Source organism: Paraburkholderia sp. J12, assembly GCF_905220215.1.
Lineage (GTDB): Bacteria > Pseudomonadota > Gammaproteobacteria > Burkholderiales > Burkholderiaceae > Paraburkholderia.
Window position 1 is genome coordinate 387,056 of record NZ_CAJMZC010000005.1, and the last position, 15,481, is coordinate 402,536.

At 62.1% G+C, this 15,481-nt stretch carries 15 protein-coding genes; 13 read left to right on the top strand and 2 right to left on the bottom strand.

The genetic code is table 11. The features are described from left to right. Nucleotides 1–162: 162 nt before the first annotated feature. The 5 genes from U5760_RS14810 to U5760_RS14830 all read left to right on the top strand — a co-directional run bounded on the left by U5760_RS14810 (nt 163) and on the right by U5760_RS14830 (nt 5,940). Nucleotides 163–1,425 (top strand): MFS transporter, encoded by a 1,263-nt coding sequence (locus tag U5760_RS14810; protein ID WP_322012743.1) that lies wholly within the window; start codon nt 163–165, stop codon nt 1,423–1,425. 39 nt (nt 1,426–1,464) lie between these two features. Continuing rightward, the gene (locus U5760_RS14815) at nt 1,465–2,148 is read left to right on the top strand and encodes a 3-oxoacid CoA-transferase subunit A (RefSeq protein WP_322012745.1); all 684 of its coding nucleotides are present in this window, start codon (nt 1,465–1,467) and stop codon (nt 2,146–2,148) included. Between the two features lie 59 nt (nt 2,149–2,207). Continuing rightward, entirely contained in the window at nt 2,208–3,908 is a 1,701-nt protein-coding gene (locus tag U5760_RS14820; RefSeq protein ID WP_322012747.1) for a bifunctional 3-(3-hydroxy-phenyl)propionate/3-hydroxycinnamic acid hydroxylase, read from the top strand. A 189-nt stretch (nt 3,909–4,097) separates the two neighbouring features. Continuing rightward, nucleotides 4,098–5,102 (top strand): amidohydrolase family protein, encoded by a 1,005-nt coding sequence (locus U5760_RS14825; protein WP_322012749.1) that lies wholly within the window; start codon nt 4,098–4,100, stop codon nt 5,100–5,102. 82 nt (nt 5,103–5,184) lie between these two features. After that, nucleotides 5,185–5,940, top strand: coding sequence for an IclR family transcriptional regulator (locus tag U5760_RS14830; protein ID WP_322012828.1), 756 nt, complete (start codon nt 5,185–5,187; stop codon nt 5,938–5,940). A gap of 101 nt (nt 5,941–6,041) precedes the next feature. Here the strand turns inward: U5760_RS14830 and U5760_RS14835 are convergent, their stop codons facing one another. Continuing rightward, complete coding sequence (locus U5760_RS14835; protein ID WP_322012751.1) at nt 6,042–6,749, bottom strand: TetR/AcrR family transcriptional regulator; 708 nt, start codon at nt 6,747–6,749, stop codon at nt 6,042–6,044. 292 nt (nt 6,750–7,041) lie between these two features. Between U5760_RS14835 and U5760_RS14840 the strand changes: the two genes are divergently transcribed. The 4 genes from U5760_RS14840 (at nt 7,042) to U5760_RS14855 (ending at nt 12,187) form a co-directional block, all read left to right on the top strand. Further along, complete coding sequence (locus U5760_RS14840) at nt 7,042–8,112, top strand: VOC family protein (protein ID WP_322012752.1); 1,071 nt, start codon at nt 7,042–7,044, stop codon at nt 8,110–8,112. Nucleotides 8,113–8,145: 33 nt separating this feature from the next. Next, entirely contained in the window at nt 8,146–9,102 is a 957-nt protein-coding gene (locus U5760_RS14845) for a fumarylacetoacetate hydrolase family protein (RefSeq protein WP_322012754.1), read from the top strand. Beyond that, entirely contained in the window at nt 9,099–10,988 is a 1,890-nt protein-coding gene (locus U5760_RS14850) for an acyl-CoA synthetase (RefSeq protein WP_322012756.1), read from the top strand. Before U5760_RS14845 ends, U5760_RS14850 begins: the two co-directional genes overlap by 4 nt. A 149-nt stretch (nt 10,989–11,137) precedes the next feature. After that, a complete protein-coding gene (locus tag U5760_RS14855) occupies nt 11,138–12,187 on the top strand; it encodes a porin (RefSeq protein ID WP_322012758.1) in 1,050 nt (349 codons plus the stop codon). Between the two features lie 146 nt (nt 12,188–12,333). Here U5760_RS14855 and U5760_RS14860 read toward each other — a convergent pair whose 3' ends face one another. Beyond that, entirely contained in the window at nt 12,334–12,948 is a 615-nt protein-coding gene (locus U5760_RS14860; RefSeq protein ID WP_322012760.1) for a TetR/AcrR family transcriptional regulator, read from the bottom strand. A gap of 157 nt (nt 12,949–13,105) precedes the next feature. Here U5760_RS14860 and U5760_RS14865 point away from each other — a divergent pair, with 157 nt between their 5' ends. Genes U5760_RS14865 through U5760_RS14880 form a run of 4 tightly spaced genes read left to right on the top strand, consistent with a single transcriptional unit; the run spans nt 13,106 to nt 15,439 of the window. Next, a complete protein-coding gene (locus U5760_RS14865; protein WP_322012762.1) occupies nt 13,106–13,927 on the top strand; it encodes an alpha/beta hydrolase in 822 nt (273 codons plus the stop codon). A gap of 5 nt (nt 13,928–13,932) precedes the next feature. After that, complete coding sequence (locus tag U5760_RS14870; protein WP_322012764.1) at nt 13,933–14,229, top strand: hypothetical protein; 297 nt, start codon at nt 13,933–13,935, stop codon at nt 14,227–14,229. A gap of 15 nt (nt 14,230–14,244) precedes the next feature. Beyond that, nucleotides 14,245–15,084 (top strand): hypothetical protein, encoded by an 840-nt coding sequence (locus U5760_RS14875; RefSeq protein ID WP_322012765.1) that lies wholly within the window; start codon nt 14,245–14,247, stop codon nt 15,082–15,084. Between the two features lie 13 nt (nt 15,085–15,097). After that, the gene (locus tag U5760_RS14880) at nt 15,098–15,439 is read left to right on the top strand and encodes a non-heme iron oxygenase ferredoxin subunit (protein ID WP_322012767.1); all 342 of its coding nucleotides are present in this window, start codon (nt 15,098–15,100) and stop codon (nt 15,437–15,439) included. Nucleotides 15,440–15,481 lie beyond the last annotated feature (42 nt).

Genomic DNA, 15,481 nt, shown 5'->3' on the forward strand with positions numbered 1-15,481 from the left:
AGCGGCATCGTTGCTCGTTCAGGTCGCTGCACCGATTCCAGACCAGCTTGTGACGGCGTCGCGGGTTTCCCCTACTTAATTGGCGTATCAGTCACTATGACAATGTTGTCAAATTAACGCGGCGGCGTTGAAGACTCGCGCCGGGAAAATCACGGAGACGGTATGAGAAGCGCGGCGCTGGAAAAGTGGGACACGAAGTATGAATGGCGAGTCGTTACGCTACTTGCGCTCGGGTTTGGTCTCGTAGGCGCCGATCGGGGCATCGTCATGCCGATGTTCCCGGTAATGATGAAGGACATGGGGCTCGACTACCGGGATCTCGGCTACATCACGTGCGTCCTCTCTCTGGCGTGGGGCGCGTCCGCTTTGCTGACGGGTCAACTGTCCGATCGCTTTGGGCATCGCAAGGTCATCATTCCAGCGTTGCTGATTTTTTCGCTGTTCGTCGGCATCAGCGGACTCGCGACGGGTGTCGGAAGTCTGCTTGTCTTTCGGGCAATCATGGGATTCGCGGAAGGCTCGTACGCACCCGCCTGCATTACGGCGACGCTCGCCGCATCTCATCCCGGCCGGTATGGGCGGAACCTCGGTTTGCAGCAAGCAGCCGCACCGTTCTTCGGAATGTGCGTCACGCCTATCGTCGTTACTCAGCTGCTCCGCTGGATTCCATGGCACGCGATGTTTGTCATCGCGGCCATACCCGGTCTGCTGCTCTGTATTCCGATGTGGAAAGTCCTGCGCAATGTAAATGTGAAGGCACCTGCCTCGTCGCCGAATGTGCATGCAACGCCCGAAGAGGGAAGCGCGTGGAGAAATGCGCTGCGCTTCCGCAATCTGCGCCTGGCGATGGCGGCGATGCTGTGCTGGGTGACCGTGTTTACTGTGGTAGGGGCGTTCTTGCCGAATTACCTGACCGACTATTTGCACATTGGCCTGGCGCAGATGGGCTTCATCCTCTCGGCGACCGGCGTGGGAGGAACGCTTGGCACGGTCGTCATGCCGGCACTGTCCGATCGGTTGGGCCGCAAGCCTGTCTTGATTGTCTCCGTGCTCGGCGAATTGATCGCATTCGCCTGCTTCTCTGATGCGGGGTCGGACGTGTCGCTGCTATTTGGCTTGTTGTCGGTGGCGGTCTTTTTCCTGTTTAGCCTCATCACGCTTACGGTTGGCCCGATCAGCACCGAATCCGTCCCACCGCATCTCGCGACAGCAGCCTCCGGCATCGTCATTGGAGTTGGCGAACTGTTTGGCGGCGGCATCGCGCCGGCAATCGGGGGACATTTCGCAATGCTTTTCGGAATTCATTCGGTGCTCTATCTGGTGTTCGGGGCACTGGTTGTCGGTCTGGGCATTGTTCTGGCCATCAAGGAGACGGCGCCGGTTCGCCCCGGGGCGCAAGGTATCGAGCGCTTTCAGACGGACTGATTTAAACCTTGTCGCATGATTTTGTTTAGGAGTGAAAAATTGATTGACAAGACCGTTGATTCGACCGAAACGGCTCTTGCCGGTATCGAGGACAACTCGATCATTCTTGTGAGTGGTTTTGGCGATGCCGGGATGCCAACCGAGCTGGTCGAAGGCGTACTCGATCTGGGTGTCCGTGATCTGACGATTGTGTCCAACAACGTCGGGAGCGGCACCGGTGGCCTTGCCGCCTTGATGAAAGCGCGCCGCGTGCGAAAGATGATTTGCTCATTTCCGCGCACGGCGGATTCGTCGGTGTTCGACGATCTCTATCGTGCAGGACATATCGAACTGGAGGTCGTGCCACAGGGAACCCTGGCGGAGCGTATGCGTGCCGCGGGCGCGGGCATCGGGGGATTCTATACACCCACGGCGTATGGAACGAAGCTGGCCGAAGGCAAGGAGCAACGCCTGATCGATGGCCGTCCCCATGTGTTCGAAACGCCGTTGCACGGCGACGTGGCGCTCGTCAAGGCGTTAAAGGCCGATCGCTTCGGAAATCTCGTCTATCGAAAGGCCGCGCGCAATTTCGGTCCGGTCATGGCGACCGCCGCGCGGCTGACCGTCGTGCAGGTGAGCGAGATCGTGCCGCTGGGCAGCCTCGATCCGGAAACCGTCGTCACTCCCGGAATCTTTGTCAACCGGGTCGTCGCGGCCAGCCCTGCCGTTGGCGACGCCACATGAGCCTTGCTTTGTGACCGGAACGAAACGGTCCCGGACGCGGTAAGAAAAACGGAGACTTCATGCATCAAACGGTTCAGTCGAGCATCGGGGTTGACGGATCGCCTTGCGAGCCGGCATCGGAATTCGCTCGTTTGCCTTCGGTCGTCGATGTGTTCGTAGCCGGCTTCGGGCCGGTGGGCGCAGCGCTGACGAATCTGCTTGCGGCCTACGGTTTGCAAGTGCTGGTCATTGACCGGGAACGCGAGATTCACATGTCGCCTCGGGCTATCGCGCTGGATAACGAGGCACTGCGCATCCTGCAGTACCTCGGCATGACCGAGCGCGACCTCGAAACCGTGGCAATTCCGCATGTCAGCATGCGCTCGCCGTTCTTTGGGGAATTCGGCCGCGCGAATACGATGGGCAGCCAGGATGGGCATCCGAAGCTCGTGACGTTCTATCAGCCCCAACTGGAGCGCCGTCTGCGTGAAATGCTGGCCGGGCGCAGCAACGTCCATATCGGGACCGGCGTTGCGCTCGAAAATTATGTCGCCGGGCAGGACGAGGTGATTGCCACGATCAAGACGGCGGCGGGCGAAAGACATTCGGTGCGAGCGCGTTATCTGATTGGCGCCGATGGCGCCAGTTCGCTCGTGCGCAAGCTGAGCGGCCAGGAGTTCGTCGGCAAGACGTTTGCCGAGGACTGGTTGGTCGTCGATGCGCGCAATGTCCCGCGTCCGATCGATCACGTCGAGTTCATTTGCGACTATCGGCGCCCGACGCCGCATATGGTGGCCCCAGGCGGGCGTGAGCGCTGGGAGTTCATGTTGCGTCGTGGGGAGACTCGCGAGGAAATGGAGTCCGACGAACGTATTCGTGAATTACTCGCCCCGTGGGGCAGTCTCGACGATATCCAGCTCGAACGTAAAGCGGTGTATCGCTTTCATGCCCGGACAGTCGAAACCTTTGGCAAGGGACGCGTATTTCTGGCTGGCGACGCGGCGCACATTACGCCTCCTTTCGTGGGGCAGGGACTCGTGGCTGGCTTGCGCGATGCGGCCAACCTCGGCTGGAAACTCGCGTGGGTGGTCAAGGGACGGGCGGCGCCGGACATTCTCGATTCCTACGACGCCGAGCGCCGTCCCCACGTGAAAGCGATGATCGACTTCGCCCGCTTCATGGGCCGGCTGGTCATGCCGCGCAATGCCGTCGCGGCGTTGTTGATCCACGGAATCATGCGTCTTACGCGGTTCGTGCCGATATTGCGGCGTCGATTCGACGAGCAGGAGATGAAGCCGAAAAACGTGTTTCGACGCGGCTTGTTCATTGCCGATCGAACCGGACGAACCGGATCGAAATTGCAGCGCGGCGGCGTCGTGCCTCAGGGATGGATGCGAAACGCCGCGGGGCAGATATGCCTGAGCGATGACGTATTCGGCTCCGGGCTGGCCCTGATCGGATTCGGCGTCGATGCCGGACAGACGCTCGATGCTGGCCTCGCGGCGGCGTTCGCATCGGCGGGCGGATCCATCGTGCAGGTCATGCATCGCGGACAGCGCCTGCATAGGGCGGAGGCGGGCGGCTGGGAGGATCTGGACGGTGTGTTCCTGCCGCGTAGCGTGCCTTTCGGCTGGGTGGCGATTGTGCGGCCCGACCGCGTGCTCATTCACGACGGCCCGGCAAGCGAGGTTAATCGTCTTGTCGCGCAGAGTCTGGCGATTCTCGGTGCAACGGCAGGAGTGGCCGCCCCGTCGCCGGGCGCTTGTTTACACACGGTCTAAGACCGGCCAATGTCTTTGGCCAGCGGGCCAGACGCATGGGTTGCAACAGGACATAAATCGCATTGCGAATGGACGACAGGGGAAGATCAGATGCAGAAATTGACCTGGGAACAGCTCGTTGGTTTGCAACTGATCCGGCGATAGCCTCGTCACTATCAAGACGCTGAAAATATCAAGGAGGCGGTGGAAATGGAAAATGAAGCAGCATTGACGGCCGGACGCATTACGCACAACGGTGGCCGTATCGATGTTCACGCGCACTATTTGCCGGCGCGATACCGCGAAGCGGCGATCGCCGCAGGTCACGCTCATCCCGACGGCATGCCGTTTCTTCCGGGCTGGAGCGTTGCCGAGGCGCTCGACGTCATGGATAGCGTCGATGTCCAGACGCAGATGTTGTCCATCTCTTCACCGGGCGTTCACTTCGGGAGCGCCGAGGCGGCGAGAGACCTCGCGAGGATGGTCAACGAAGAAGGTGCGCAGGCGGTGCGCGATTACCCCGGGCGCTTCGGACTGTTTGCATCGCTCCCGCTACCCGACCTCGACGGTGCGCTGCTGGAACTCGAGCACGCTTTCGATGTGCTGCACGCCGACGGCATCGTGCTCAAGAGCAACTTCGACGGCATGTATCCCGGCGATGCGCGGCTCGATCCGCTTTTCGCAGAGCTGAACCGGCGTCGCGCCATTGTGTTTCTGCATCCCACGTCGCCGGCCTGTCCTTGTTGTCACGGCGCGAGCCTCGGCTATCCTCGCCCTACGCTGGAATTCATCTTCGAAACGACGCGGGCGGTCGTGCAACTTCTGTTGAACGGCGTCATATCGCGCTATCCCGAGGTTCGTTTCATCGTTCCCCATGCGGGCGCGGCGCTTCCGCTCGTCGTGGACCGGGTCGTCGGTTCAATGCCGGTGCTCGATCTGCCGCGGCGCCCTTCGCCCGAGGAAGTATTCGCCGATCTGCGTACGCTCTACTTCGATCTCGCCGGTTTTCCGGTGCCGCGAGGCATTCCGGCATTGCTGGAGATCGCGGATTCGGCACGGTTGCTATACGGGAGCGATTGGCCCTTTACGCCGACGGCGCGGATGGCCATGCTGACCGACGCGCTCGACCGCACCCCGGCTCTGGCGGGCGAGATGCGTGCAGCGGTCATGCGCGGCAACGCGCTCAAGCTGTTCCCGCGCCTGCTCGAAAGCTGATTGAGCCGCGGGGAGGACCGGCAAGCCGCGTCAGGCGTGCCGGTATAATGGCCGGATCTGCATGCGCACGGAGACCGGCCTTTTGTCGAGCATTGCTAAACTGCTTTCGATCCTCGAATTGTTCACGGAGGACCGGCCTTTTCTTTCAGTCGAAGACGTTGCGCGCGAACTGGATTGTTCGGTGCCTACCGCGTATCGCTATTTGCGCGAGCTGGTCGAGTCGGGAATGCTGCTGCGTTTCGTCGGCGGCGAATACGGGCTCGGCCCGCGCATCATTACACTCGACTACCATCTGCGCATTTCCGATCCGATACTGAAGGCCGGCCAGCCAGTCATGCGAGAGCTGGTGACGCAATCGGGATTCGATGCCGTGATGTCGCGCTGGTATGGCGACTCGCTCGTCGATACGCATCGGGAAACGCTCGATGCCGCACTGGACCTGCGCTACGGACGCGGGCGGCCGCGTCCGCTCTTTCTGGGCGCCGCGCCGAAAGCGATTCTTTCGACCTTTCCGAAGGCGAAGCTCGCCGCGCTGTTCGAACAGTATCCGGCCGAAATCGCTTCGGGCGGGCTGGGCGATTCACTCGAAACATTTCGCGCCACGCTGCACAAGATACGGCGCGCGGGGTTCTATCTCTCGCGCGGCGAACTGGAGCCGGGCGTTTGTGCAATCGCATCGCCGATCTTTCTCTCGGAGCCGGGCGAAGCGGTTGCCGCGCTGGCGATCGTCGTTCCCGATCCGCGGCTCAAATATCTGAATATCGACAGCCTCGTCGAAGCCGTCAAGGATGCTGCAACGCGCATTTCAGCGCGCGCCCGCACCCTGATCGGCGCCTGAGCGCCTGAGCGTTGCCCCACGTCGGGCGCACATGTGCGAGAAAGAGAGACCGGCGTTGCGCTGCCCGGGCGCGCACTGCGCAACAAAGGCGTGCCGCACCGCTATTTTTTTGTCTCCCGTTCAGCAGGTACCTTCGTCCGGCCGCGTTCGAGCAGCGACGAAGGCGGCGCATTGATGGGCGCGAGGGGGGCGCGCACGAGTGTGCGCGCTTGCGCCAGCGGTATGCCCAGACCGTGAAGGATCGCGGTGACGGCCTGCTCCGGCTGTGACGACGGAGTGTCCGACGTGGCCATGCGCAGGATCGTCGTGAGCGTGGTGCCCGCCACGATGTCGACGGCGACCTCGACGCTGACGCCCTTGAAGCGCCCCAGTGCGAGCCCTTGCTCGATGTCGACCGGCAGATGCACGTGGAGCAGGCTGCCCGGGCCGGCCGAACGCAGGCCGGCGACGCAGATGAAGCGTGCGAGCAACGGATACGCGCGCGCCGCATGCATGAACATGCGCACGCCGCTTGCGACGCGCCGTACGGGGTCCTTGTAGCTGTCCACCTCTGTTTCGATGAGCTGGATCAGTTCGTCGTTGAGCTGTTGCGCGACGGCCTCGAGCAACTCTTCATTCGAGCGGAAATAGTTATAGAAGGTGCCTTGCGAGACACCGGCGGCCGCGATCACCTCCTGGATGACGTTGGCGCCCATGCCGCGGTCGGCGAAAACGAGCATCGCACTTTCAATCAGCCTCGCCCGCGTGCGTTCGCGCCGCTCGGCGGCGACGCGTGGCCGATGGTCGAGAGAAATCTGTTCTTCGTTCATGTTCCCGATTGGACTTCCTGGTGAAAACGATAGTCTTGTCATAATGACACATCTATCAATAAAATCATCGCACGCTCGTTCGAGTCATCAAAGTATACATCCGGGGCAGCGGCCCGGCGTCGATTGCAGTCGCCCGCAGCGTTCATGGCGACAGACACAGGCAGGGTGACGCGCGCGGATGCGGCGTGCGCGAATCGCTCCCGTGATTGAGGGCCGGAAAATACGTTTTGCAATCCTTATCGTAATAAGAAATACGCACAATTCGTCTAGCCCGAACCAGGAGATGTTCTGCATGCAACTCGCGACCGCCCAACCGGCGCGCCACCCCGATCCGACCACGAAGGCGACGGCGCTCGCCTATCTGATCTTCGATCGCCCCGACCTCGAACGCGCTGCGCGCTTCCTCGACGAGTTCGGCTTGCGCACGGTGTCGCGCACGGACGACGCATTATTCCTGCGCGGCACGGCGGCTACGCCGTTCTGCTACGTCGTGCGTCGCGCGCGCGCCGCGCGGTTCGTCGGCTTCGGCTTGCAGGTGCGCGACCGGGCCGCACTCGACGCGCTTGCGCGGCTGCCCGGCGCATCGGCGGTCGAGTCGTCCGCCTGGCCCGGCGGCGGATGGCGCGTGCGGCTGACCGATCCGTCCGGCTTTCGCGTCGACGCCGTCTGCGGCCAGACGCCCGTGATCGAGTGGCCGCATCGCGCGCCGCTGCCGTTCAACTCGGTCGATACCGTCGTGCGCGTCAACGGCACGCAGCGGCCGCCGGTTTGCGCGCCCGACGTGATCCGGCTCGGCCATCTGGTGCTTGAACTCGCGGATTACCAGGCGACCTGCGCGTGGTACACCCAGCACTTCGGCTTCATCCCGAGCGATGTCCAGGTGCTGCCCGACGGTTCGCCGGCCGTTGCGTTCATGCGGCTCGATCTGGGCGACACGCCTGCCGATCATCACACGCTCGCACTGGCCCAGGGCTTTGCGGCCGTCTATAGCCATAGCGCGTTCGAGGTCGTGGACGCCGACGCCGTGGGCATGGGGCAGCGCATGTTGCAGCAGGGCGGCTGGAAGCACGCGTGGGGCATTGGCCGGCACATCCTCGGCAGCCAGGTATTCGACTACTGGCACGACGCCGAGGGCGACAAGCACGAGCATTACTGCGACGGCGACCTCTTTACTGCGGACCGGCCCCCGGGCATCCACGCGATCAGCCGCGAGGCGATGGCGCAATGGGGGCCGGCGATGCCCAAAAGCTTCACCAAGCCGCGCATGACGCTGCCGGCAATCCTCGCGCTTTGGCGCAACCTGCGCCGCAGTCCCGACGTGTCGTTGAAGAAGCTGAAGACGCTGGCGAAACTGTTCGCCTGAACCATTTGATGATTTGCCGAGGCTGAGCTATCGATGTCGTTGAACATTCTCCATTTTCTGCATGAAGGGCGCCGCCGCTGGGGCGTGGTGCGGGATGGGCAGATTACGCCGATCCCCGGCGATTTCGCCTCGACCGGCGAGTTCGTCCGCGCTCACCGAATCGAAGATCTCGCCTCGCTCGACGGCCCGGCCATCGCCGAAGCGGACGTGCAGTGGCTGTCCCCCGTGACGGCGAGCCAGCAGTTCCTCTGCCAGGGCGCGAACTATCGCCAGCACATGATCGAGTCCGGCATGGACCCCGATGCCAGGACCTTCAACATGATCTTCACGAAGGCGCCCGGTTGCATCGTCGCGGCCGATGCCGATCTCGTGCGGCCCGCGCACGTGCGCTTCCTCGACTACGAGATCGAGCTCGGCCTCGTGCTGCGACGCGATATTCGCGCGCGCACCCGCATCGACGACGCGCATCTGCACGACTATGTGGCGGGCGCGGTGATCGTCAACGACTACTCGGCGCGCGATGTCCAGATTCCGCAGATGCAGTTTTACAAGGGCAAGAGCTACCGGACGTTCGGGCCAGTCGGGCCTTATCTGTGCCTGCTCGAAAGCCGTGAGATGGCCGCACTCGGCAGGCTCCGGTTGACGCTGACGGTGAACGGCGCGGTGCGCCAGCAGGACTCGACGGCCAACCTCGTGTTCGGTTTTGCCGAGACGCTCAGCGAGCTTTCCGGCGTCCACGACCTGAACGCGGGCGATCTGCTTGCAACCGGCACGCCGGCGGGCTGCGCGCTCACGGTGCCGTCGCCGCGCCGCCAGCGGCTGGCCGCGCTGCTGCCCGAGGCGACGCGTTGGCGGTTGTTCATGAAGATGCAGGCGGCGCGTTCGCAATATCTGCGTGCCGGGGACGTCGTCGAGTCGCGCATCCGTAGCGATGACGGCGCAATCGATCTGGGTGTGCAATGCAATCGTGTCGTGGAGGAAGGAGCATGAGCAGAGTGACGGATCTGGCGGACGTCGAGGCCATCGAGGCGCAGGGTTTGCCCGACGACCTGCCGGTCAGCACGTATGAAATGATCCGCCGTGGCGCGGCCATCGATCCCGACGGGCCCGCGCTCACGTTCTTCGCCGATGCCGCGCGCTTCCAGCAGGCTCGCACATGGCGTTATGCCGAACTGCTCGCGGACATCACGCGCACGGCGAACTTCTTCAACCGCCTGGGGCTGACGAAGGACGCCGTCATCGCCTATGTGCTGCCGAACCTGCCCGAGACCCACCTGGTGATCTGGGGCGGCCAGGCGACAGGTATTGTTTGCGCGATCAATCCGCTGCTCGAAGGCAAGGCCATTGCGCTGCTGCTCGAAGCGGCGCGCGCCGACGTGCTTGTGACGCTGGCGCCTTTTCCCGGCAACGAACTCTGGCCGAAGATCGCGGCTCAACTCGACACGATCGGCTGCCTCAGGCATCTCGTGCTCGTCGGTGCCGACGGGCGCGCGGCGCAAATCGCGGAAGCGTTGCCCGAAACGCTGCAGGTCCATGCGTTCGGAGAGTCGATCGCCGCCGAATCGCCCGACGCGCTTGACAGCGGCCGCGTGTTCAGTCCCGAGGATCTTTCTTCATACTTCTGCACGGGCGGCACGACGGGACTGCCGAAGCTCGCGAAGCGCATGCACCGCAACGAGGTCGTCAATGCCTGGTGCGTGAGCCGCTTCAACGACAGGAGTATGGGGCCGGGCAAGACCATCTTTTGCGGCCTGCCCCTGTTCCATGTGAATGCGGTGCTCGGCAGCGGGCTCGTGCCGTTCTCGCAGGGCGCTCACGTGCTGCTGGGCACGCCGCAAGGTTATCGTGCGCCGGGACTCGTCGCGCGCTTCTGGGCGATCGTCGAGCACTATCGCATCAATTTTTTCAGCGGCGTGCCCACGCTGTTTGCCAGCTTGCTTTCGGTGCCGGCGCAGGACCACGACATCGGCTCGCTGGAGCTCGCGTTTTGCGGCGCGGCGCCCATGCCGGTCGAGGTCTTTCGCGCTTTCGAGGCACGCACGGGTGTGCGCATCCTGGAGGGCTACGGCCTGACCGAAGGCACGTGCGTAAGCAGTCTCAATCCGTCCGAGGGCGAGCGGCGCATCGGTTCGATCGGCCTGCGGCTGCCGCTGCAAGACATGAAAACGGTGATCGTCGACGAAAGCGGCCATTACGTGCGCGACAGTCGCGACGACGAGCCCGGTCTCCTGCTTGTCGCGGGGCCGAACGTGTTCGCCGGCTATGTGCAGGCCGAGCACAACGAAGGGCTGTGGCTCGATGCCGGCGACGGCAAGCGCTGGCTGAACACCGGCGATCTGGCGAGACGCGATGCCCAGGGCTATTTCTGGCTGACGGGGCGCAAGAAGGAACTGATCATTCGCGGTGGCCATAACATCGACCCGGCGGCCATCGAGGATCCGTTGCATCGCCATCCGGCCGTGCAGATCGCGGCAGCCGTCGGCCGGCCCGACTCACACGCGGGCGAGGTGCCGGTCGCCTACGTTCAATTGAAGCCCGGTGCAACGGTGACCGAAGACGAGCTTCTCGCGTTCGCGGCCGAGGCGGTCGGCGAGCGTGCGGCGATACCGAAGGGCATCCGCATCGTCGAGGCGATGCCGCTGACGGGGGTCGGCAAGATATTCAAGCCCGAACTTAAGCGCCGCGAAGCCGTCGACGCGGTCTCGTTCGCGTTGCGCGAGGCGGGCATCGAGGTCGCGGCACTCGACGTGATTACTCGCGCGCGCGGCGCGTCGGTGCTGCGCGTCTCGCTCGGCGACACCGCCGCTTACCGCAACGCGGCCGAGACGGTCCTCGGGCGCTTCACGTTCGCCTACGAGTTCTACGAAGGTGTTTGAGCAGTGTGGCGATGCCGGAGCATCGGCATCGCCTGAAGAGGAATAACCAGAAAAATAAACGTTACTGCAGGCGATCATTAACAATAATTTAGGAGTGTGAAATGTATCGCAGTGGCCATAAAAACAGGAGATCGATCGTCCGGGCGCTGATGGCGGCCTCGTTGCTTGCAGGCATGGGGCAGGCGAGTGCGCAAAGTAGCGTGACGCTTTACGGTATCGTGGACGGATCGCTGATGTACACGAATCACACGCTGAACCCGATGACCGGCCAGAACGCCGGTCATCAGTTTTCGTTCACCGACAGCGGGCTCACTGCATCGAACTTCGGCATGAGAGGAACCGAGGATCTGGGCGGCGGGCTGCGCGCGACGTTTGCGCTCGAAAGCGGCTTCAGCGTTGCGAATGGCTCGCTGTCGAACTCGAACGGCAATTTCTTCGGGCGCGAGGCCTGGGTGGGGCTCGATAGTGCGTATGGTTCGGTGAAGGCCGGCATGCAGTTCTCGCCTTTCTTTCTCTCGATGTTCGACCTCGACCCGCGCGAGATGTCGAACTTCGCGAGCGGCTTGTCGAGCTACATCGGCAATGTGTTCGTGACGGCCCTGTTCAACGGTAACTCGATCAGCTACACGTCGCCCGAGATCGCTGGTATTCAGGCGGCCGGGCTGCTAGCATTGGGCGGCACGGCCGGCGACTTTCAGGCTGGGCGGCAATACTCGGCGAGCTTGCGCTATCACCTTGGCGGGCTGACGGTTTCCGGCGCGCTTTATAGCGGCAATCCGGGCGGAACGGCGGCCACGACGCCAGTGCCGAGCACGCTGGGCTTCGTCGGCCGTACGCTCGGCGCGAGCTACCGGTTCACGAACGACCTGGTGATCTCTGCGTCGTACACGCTCTACAAGGTAGCCCAGTCGTTCGACAACAGCGTCTATTCGGGCGGCTTCAACTACTTCGTGCTGCCGTATCTCAACGTGAACGCAGGCGTCTATTACACGCGCGACGGCAACGAGGGCGCCAATCATTCGATCATGGCGGCGAGCGGCGTCCAGTTCTTTCTCTCGAAGCGCACAACGCTTTATGGACAGGTTGGCTACGTCAACAACCACGGTCGTATGGACACCGGGCTCTCGATCAACAATGCGCTCTACGAAGTGCCGGGATCGACATTGGGAGTGAGCCTGGGGTTGAGACAAATGTTCTGAGCGTGGCCATTCGGACCGTTTAGGCTTTACCGGTCGATGAGACACGTTTTGCCTGCGGGGCGATCCGTGCCAGGCGCAGCGAGGTCGGAGCGTCCCGATATCTGCGTCCCGGAGCATAAAAGTGCTCGGGATATGGATCAGGAATCCTATGATGTGGCAAGCGGCGTGAGTAGCAATTTCTCCAGGAATGCACGCCGGTCGTCCTTCTGCTTTGCAGTACCCTGATTTGACAGCAGAGACTCCGACAGTTCATAACTGTAAAGTGCGAAGGCGCGGCATTTCGATTCATTAACACTAAACCCCAGCGCGCGAAAGCATTGCGTGATGTAGGTGAGGCGTTTCGCGTCGACTTCGTCCAGAACGCTTCTCGCGGCATCGTCGCGGCGCGCCCATGCGCGAATGGCCAGTTCTACCGCGGCTGCCTCCATAGCCTGCGTACCGCGAAACGGAAGAGACAGGAGATCTCGAATCAGCTCGCGTGGCGGCAAACCGCGATTCTCGAAACGAAAGATGATCTGCTCGGTTGCCGCGTCGCGCCAGGCGGTCAGCATGCGCTGCAGAAGGTCGTCGCGGTCCTTGAAATGCCAGTAAAAACTGCCCTTGGTGACACCCATCTCCTTGGCCAGCACTTCTACGCGAACCGAGTCGATGCTGCGACTCGACAGTACGCGCTGCGCCGCCTGAATCCAGTCATCTGGGCCGAACTGCCCGCGACTACTCCGATTAGCTTTTGTCTCTGCCATATTGGCTCCGGAAAGCATTCATTTTACCTTGATTCAATATAAGGGCCCGCACGCAGGGAGCTGTCGTTGTCGCTTGGGCTTGCTCATCTGGACAGCGTTAACCCTGGGGGCTATTTCGTTGACGCAAATCAAATCGCCTCCTAACATACGCATACGTATGCGTATGGAGAATTCGATGACGAATCTGGAAGGTGTGGGTAATGAACTGATTGCGGCGGAGCATCGGACGAACTATTTCGACGAGGGCCGCGGCAAACCGTTGTTCTTGTTGCACGGTTCGGGACCCGGTGTGTCTGGCTGGACGAACTGGAAGGGCGTCATGTCCGAGCTCGCAGAAAAATTCCGCGTCATCGTGCCGGACATCGCCGGGTTCGGTTTTACGGAATTCAAGGACGGCAGCCAGTACGACATCAAGCTCTGGGTCCGTCATCTCGTTGGCATCATGGATGCGCTCGGCATCGAGAAGGCGTCATTCGTCGGCAACTCGTTTGGCGGCGCGGTGTCGCTCGGCCTGGCGGTGTTCGATCCTTCGAGGGTTGAACGTCTCGTGCTGCTCGGCACGCCGGCGGGCGAATTCGAGCAGACGCCTGGCTTGCGTTCGGCATGGGAATACGAACCCTCTCTGGAGAACATGGAGCGGACCATGCGCCTGTTCCCGTTCGACCCGTCGATCATCACTTCGGAAATGGTCAAGTCGCGCTATGAGGCGAGTGCTCGCCCAGGCGCTCAGGACGCATTGCGCAAGCTGATTCCAAAACCAAACCTGGAAGGCCCGACGATGGTGAAGGGCTTTCCGGAGCATGTGGTCGCAAAGATTCAGGCGCCGGCGCTCGTGCTTCACGGCCGCGAAGATCGTGTGGTTCCGCCGGCCTGTGGCCAGTTGCTCGCACGCGCGATTCCGCGTGCAGACCTGCATCTCTTTGGTCAATGTGGTCATTGGGTGCAAACCGAGCGCCGCGCGGACTTCCTGCGCCTGGTGACGGCTTTCTGCGAATAAGCGCTATGAGCCGAAACGTACTGGAGCGCGTACTCCATCAGCTGAGCGTCGATCGTTCCGCCAAGCAGCGTTTTCGCGAAGATGCGGAAGGCTTTCTGCAGCGCTTCGTACTCACCGACGGCGAGCGCCGGATGGTCCTCGACTTCGACGTCCTGGGTTTGCAGCAAGCGGGTGTCAATCCGATGCTGACGATGGGTTTTTGGCAGGAGCTCGCCCCGAACCGCGACATGCGCGAATACATGGCGCGTCTGCGTCCGGTGGGCGACGGTGAGTCCGTGCACGTTGCGGCACTCAAGCAATAACAGGGGAAGGCCAACATGGCAAAAATAGTAGGTGGCTTTCTCGTGCCACACGACCCGGTGATGTTCGTCGCGCCGGATGCGCCGAAGCCGGAAATTCGCGACCGCATGTGGAAAGCGTTCAGGACCTGCTCAGAGCGTTTGGCACAACTGCGCCCGACGAGCGTCGTGATTATCGGCGCGGACCATTACATGCTCTTCGGCACGGATTGTCTTCCGAGTTTCCTGATAGGCACTGGCGACGTCGAGGGGCCTCTCGATGTGCTTCCTGGCCTGAAACGAGGGGTGATTCCGGATAGCGCACCGCTGGCGCAATACATCGCAGAACATGGGCTTGCGAACGGCTTTGACTGGGCGGTCGCGCGAGCACTGACTGTCGATCATTCGGTGGGTATTCCTAATCAGTTAATCGTTCAGCCTTTTCGTGACGCCGGTATGCAAGTCGGCACGATTCCGGTCTATCTGGCAGCAGGTGTTGACCCCTATATCCGCTTGACCCGGGCAGTGTCGCTTGGACGCCAGATTCGCGACGCCGTCGAAGCATGGCGCGGCGATGAGCGTGTTGCAATTATCGGCAGCGGTGGCATTAGCCACTGGGTGGGTACTGCAGACATGGGCCGTGTCAACGAGGACTTTGATCGCGAAATACTCGACTATGCGGTGCGCTGTGACGTCGACGCCATCGCGCGACTCACTGATGAGTACATTCTTGGGAACGGCGGGAATGGCGGGATGGAGATCCGGAATTGGGCCTGCGCAATGGGCGCACTTACCGGCGCACGCGGGGAAGTCATTGACTATGCGCCCGTGCCTGAGTGGGTGACGGGGCTCGGTTTCGTCGAGCTCCGTCTGCAATAAGGGAGTGTTTCAGATGAACAAGGTTTTTCTCATCAAGCGTGACGAGCTCGCGCCTGGCGAAATGCGCAAGGTGGAAAACAGCGGGTGCCCGCTTGCCGTCTTCAATGTCGACGGGCGTTACTACGCGACCAGCGATACCTGCACGCACGCTACGGCGTCCCTCACCGAGGGCGAAATCATCGACGGCGATCTCATCGCCTGCCCAGTGCACGATGGTCAGTTTCACATCCCGACCGGCCAGGCCGTTGCCTTTCCCTGCACGGTCGACCTGCGCACCTACCGCGTTATCGAAGAAGGCGATGAAGTGTTTGCCGATCTGGATGCCGAGTCGGAAGACGCGGTTTCGTCGGTCTAAGGGGATCGATATGTCACACGATTGTACGGGCACTTGCCCGCG

What these genes read in the sequence shown, in the direction of transcription:
- U5760_RS14810 (WP_322012743.1), top strand. Translation starts at nt 163, where the DNA reads ATGAGAAGCGCGGCGCTGGAAAAGTGGGACACGAAGTATGAATGGCGA.
- U5760_RS14820 (WP_322012747.1), top strand. Translation starts at nt 2,208, where the DNA reads ATGCATCAAACGGTTCAGTCGAGCATCGGGGTTGACGGATCGCCTTGC.
- U5760_RS14825 (WP_322012749.1), top strand. Translation starts at nt 4,098, where the DNA reads ATGGAAAATGAAGCAGCATTGACGGCCGGACGCATTACGCACAACGGT.
- U5760_RS14835 (WP_322012751.1), bottom strand. Translation starts at nt 6,749, where the DNA reads ATGAACGAAGAACAGATTTCTCTCGACCATCGGCCACGCGTCGCCGCC.
- U5760_RS14840 (WP_322012752.1), top strand. Translation starts at nt 7,042, where the DNA reads ATGCAACTCGCGACCGCCCAACCGGCGCGCCACCCCGATCCGACCACG.
- U5760_RS14845 (WP_322012754.1), top strand. Translation starts at nt 8,146, where the DNA reads ATGTCGTTGAACATTCTCCATTTTCTGCATGAAGGGCGCCGCCGCTGG.
- U5760_RS14850 (WP_322012756.1), top strand. Translation starts at nt 9,099, where the DNA reads ATGAGCAGAGTGACGGATCTGGCGGACGTCGAGGCCATCGAGGCGCAG.
- U5760_RS14855 (WP_322012758.1), top strand. Translation starts at nt 11,138, where the DNA reads ATGGCGGCCTCGTTGCTTGCAGGCATGGGGCAGGCGAGTGCGCAAAGT.
- U5760_RS14860 (WP_322012760.1), bottom strand. Translation starts at nt 12,948, where the DNA reads ATGCTTTCCGGAGCCAATATGGCAGAGACAAAAGCTAATCGGAGTAGT.
- U5760_RS14865 (WP_322012762.1), top strand. Translation starts at nt 13,106, where the DNA reads ATGACGAATCTGGAAGGTGTGGGTAATGAACTGATTGCGGCGGAGCAT.
- U5760_RS14870 (WP_322012764.1), top strand. Translation starts at nt 13,933, where the DNA reads ATGAGCCGAAACGTACTGGAGCGCGTACTCCATCAGCTGAGCGTCGAT.
- U5760_RS14875 (WP_322012765.1), top strand. Translation starts at nt 14,245, where the DNA reads ATGGCAAAAATAGTAGGTGGCTTTCTCGTGCCACACGACCCGGTGATG.
- U5760_RS14880 (WP_322012767.1), top strand. Translation starts at nt 15,098, where the DNA reads ATGAACAAGGTTTTTCTCATCAAGCGTGACGAGCTCGCGCCTGGCGAA.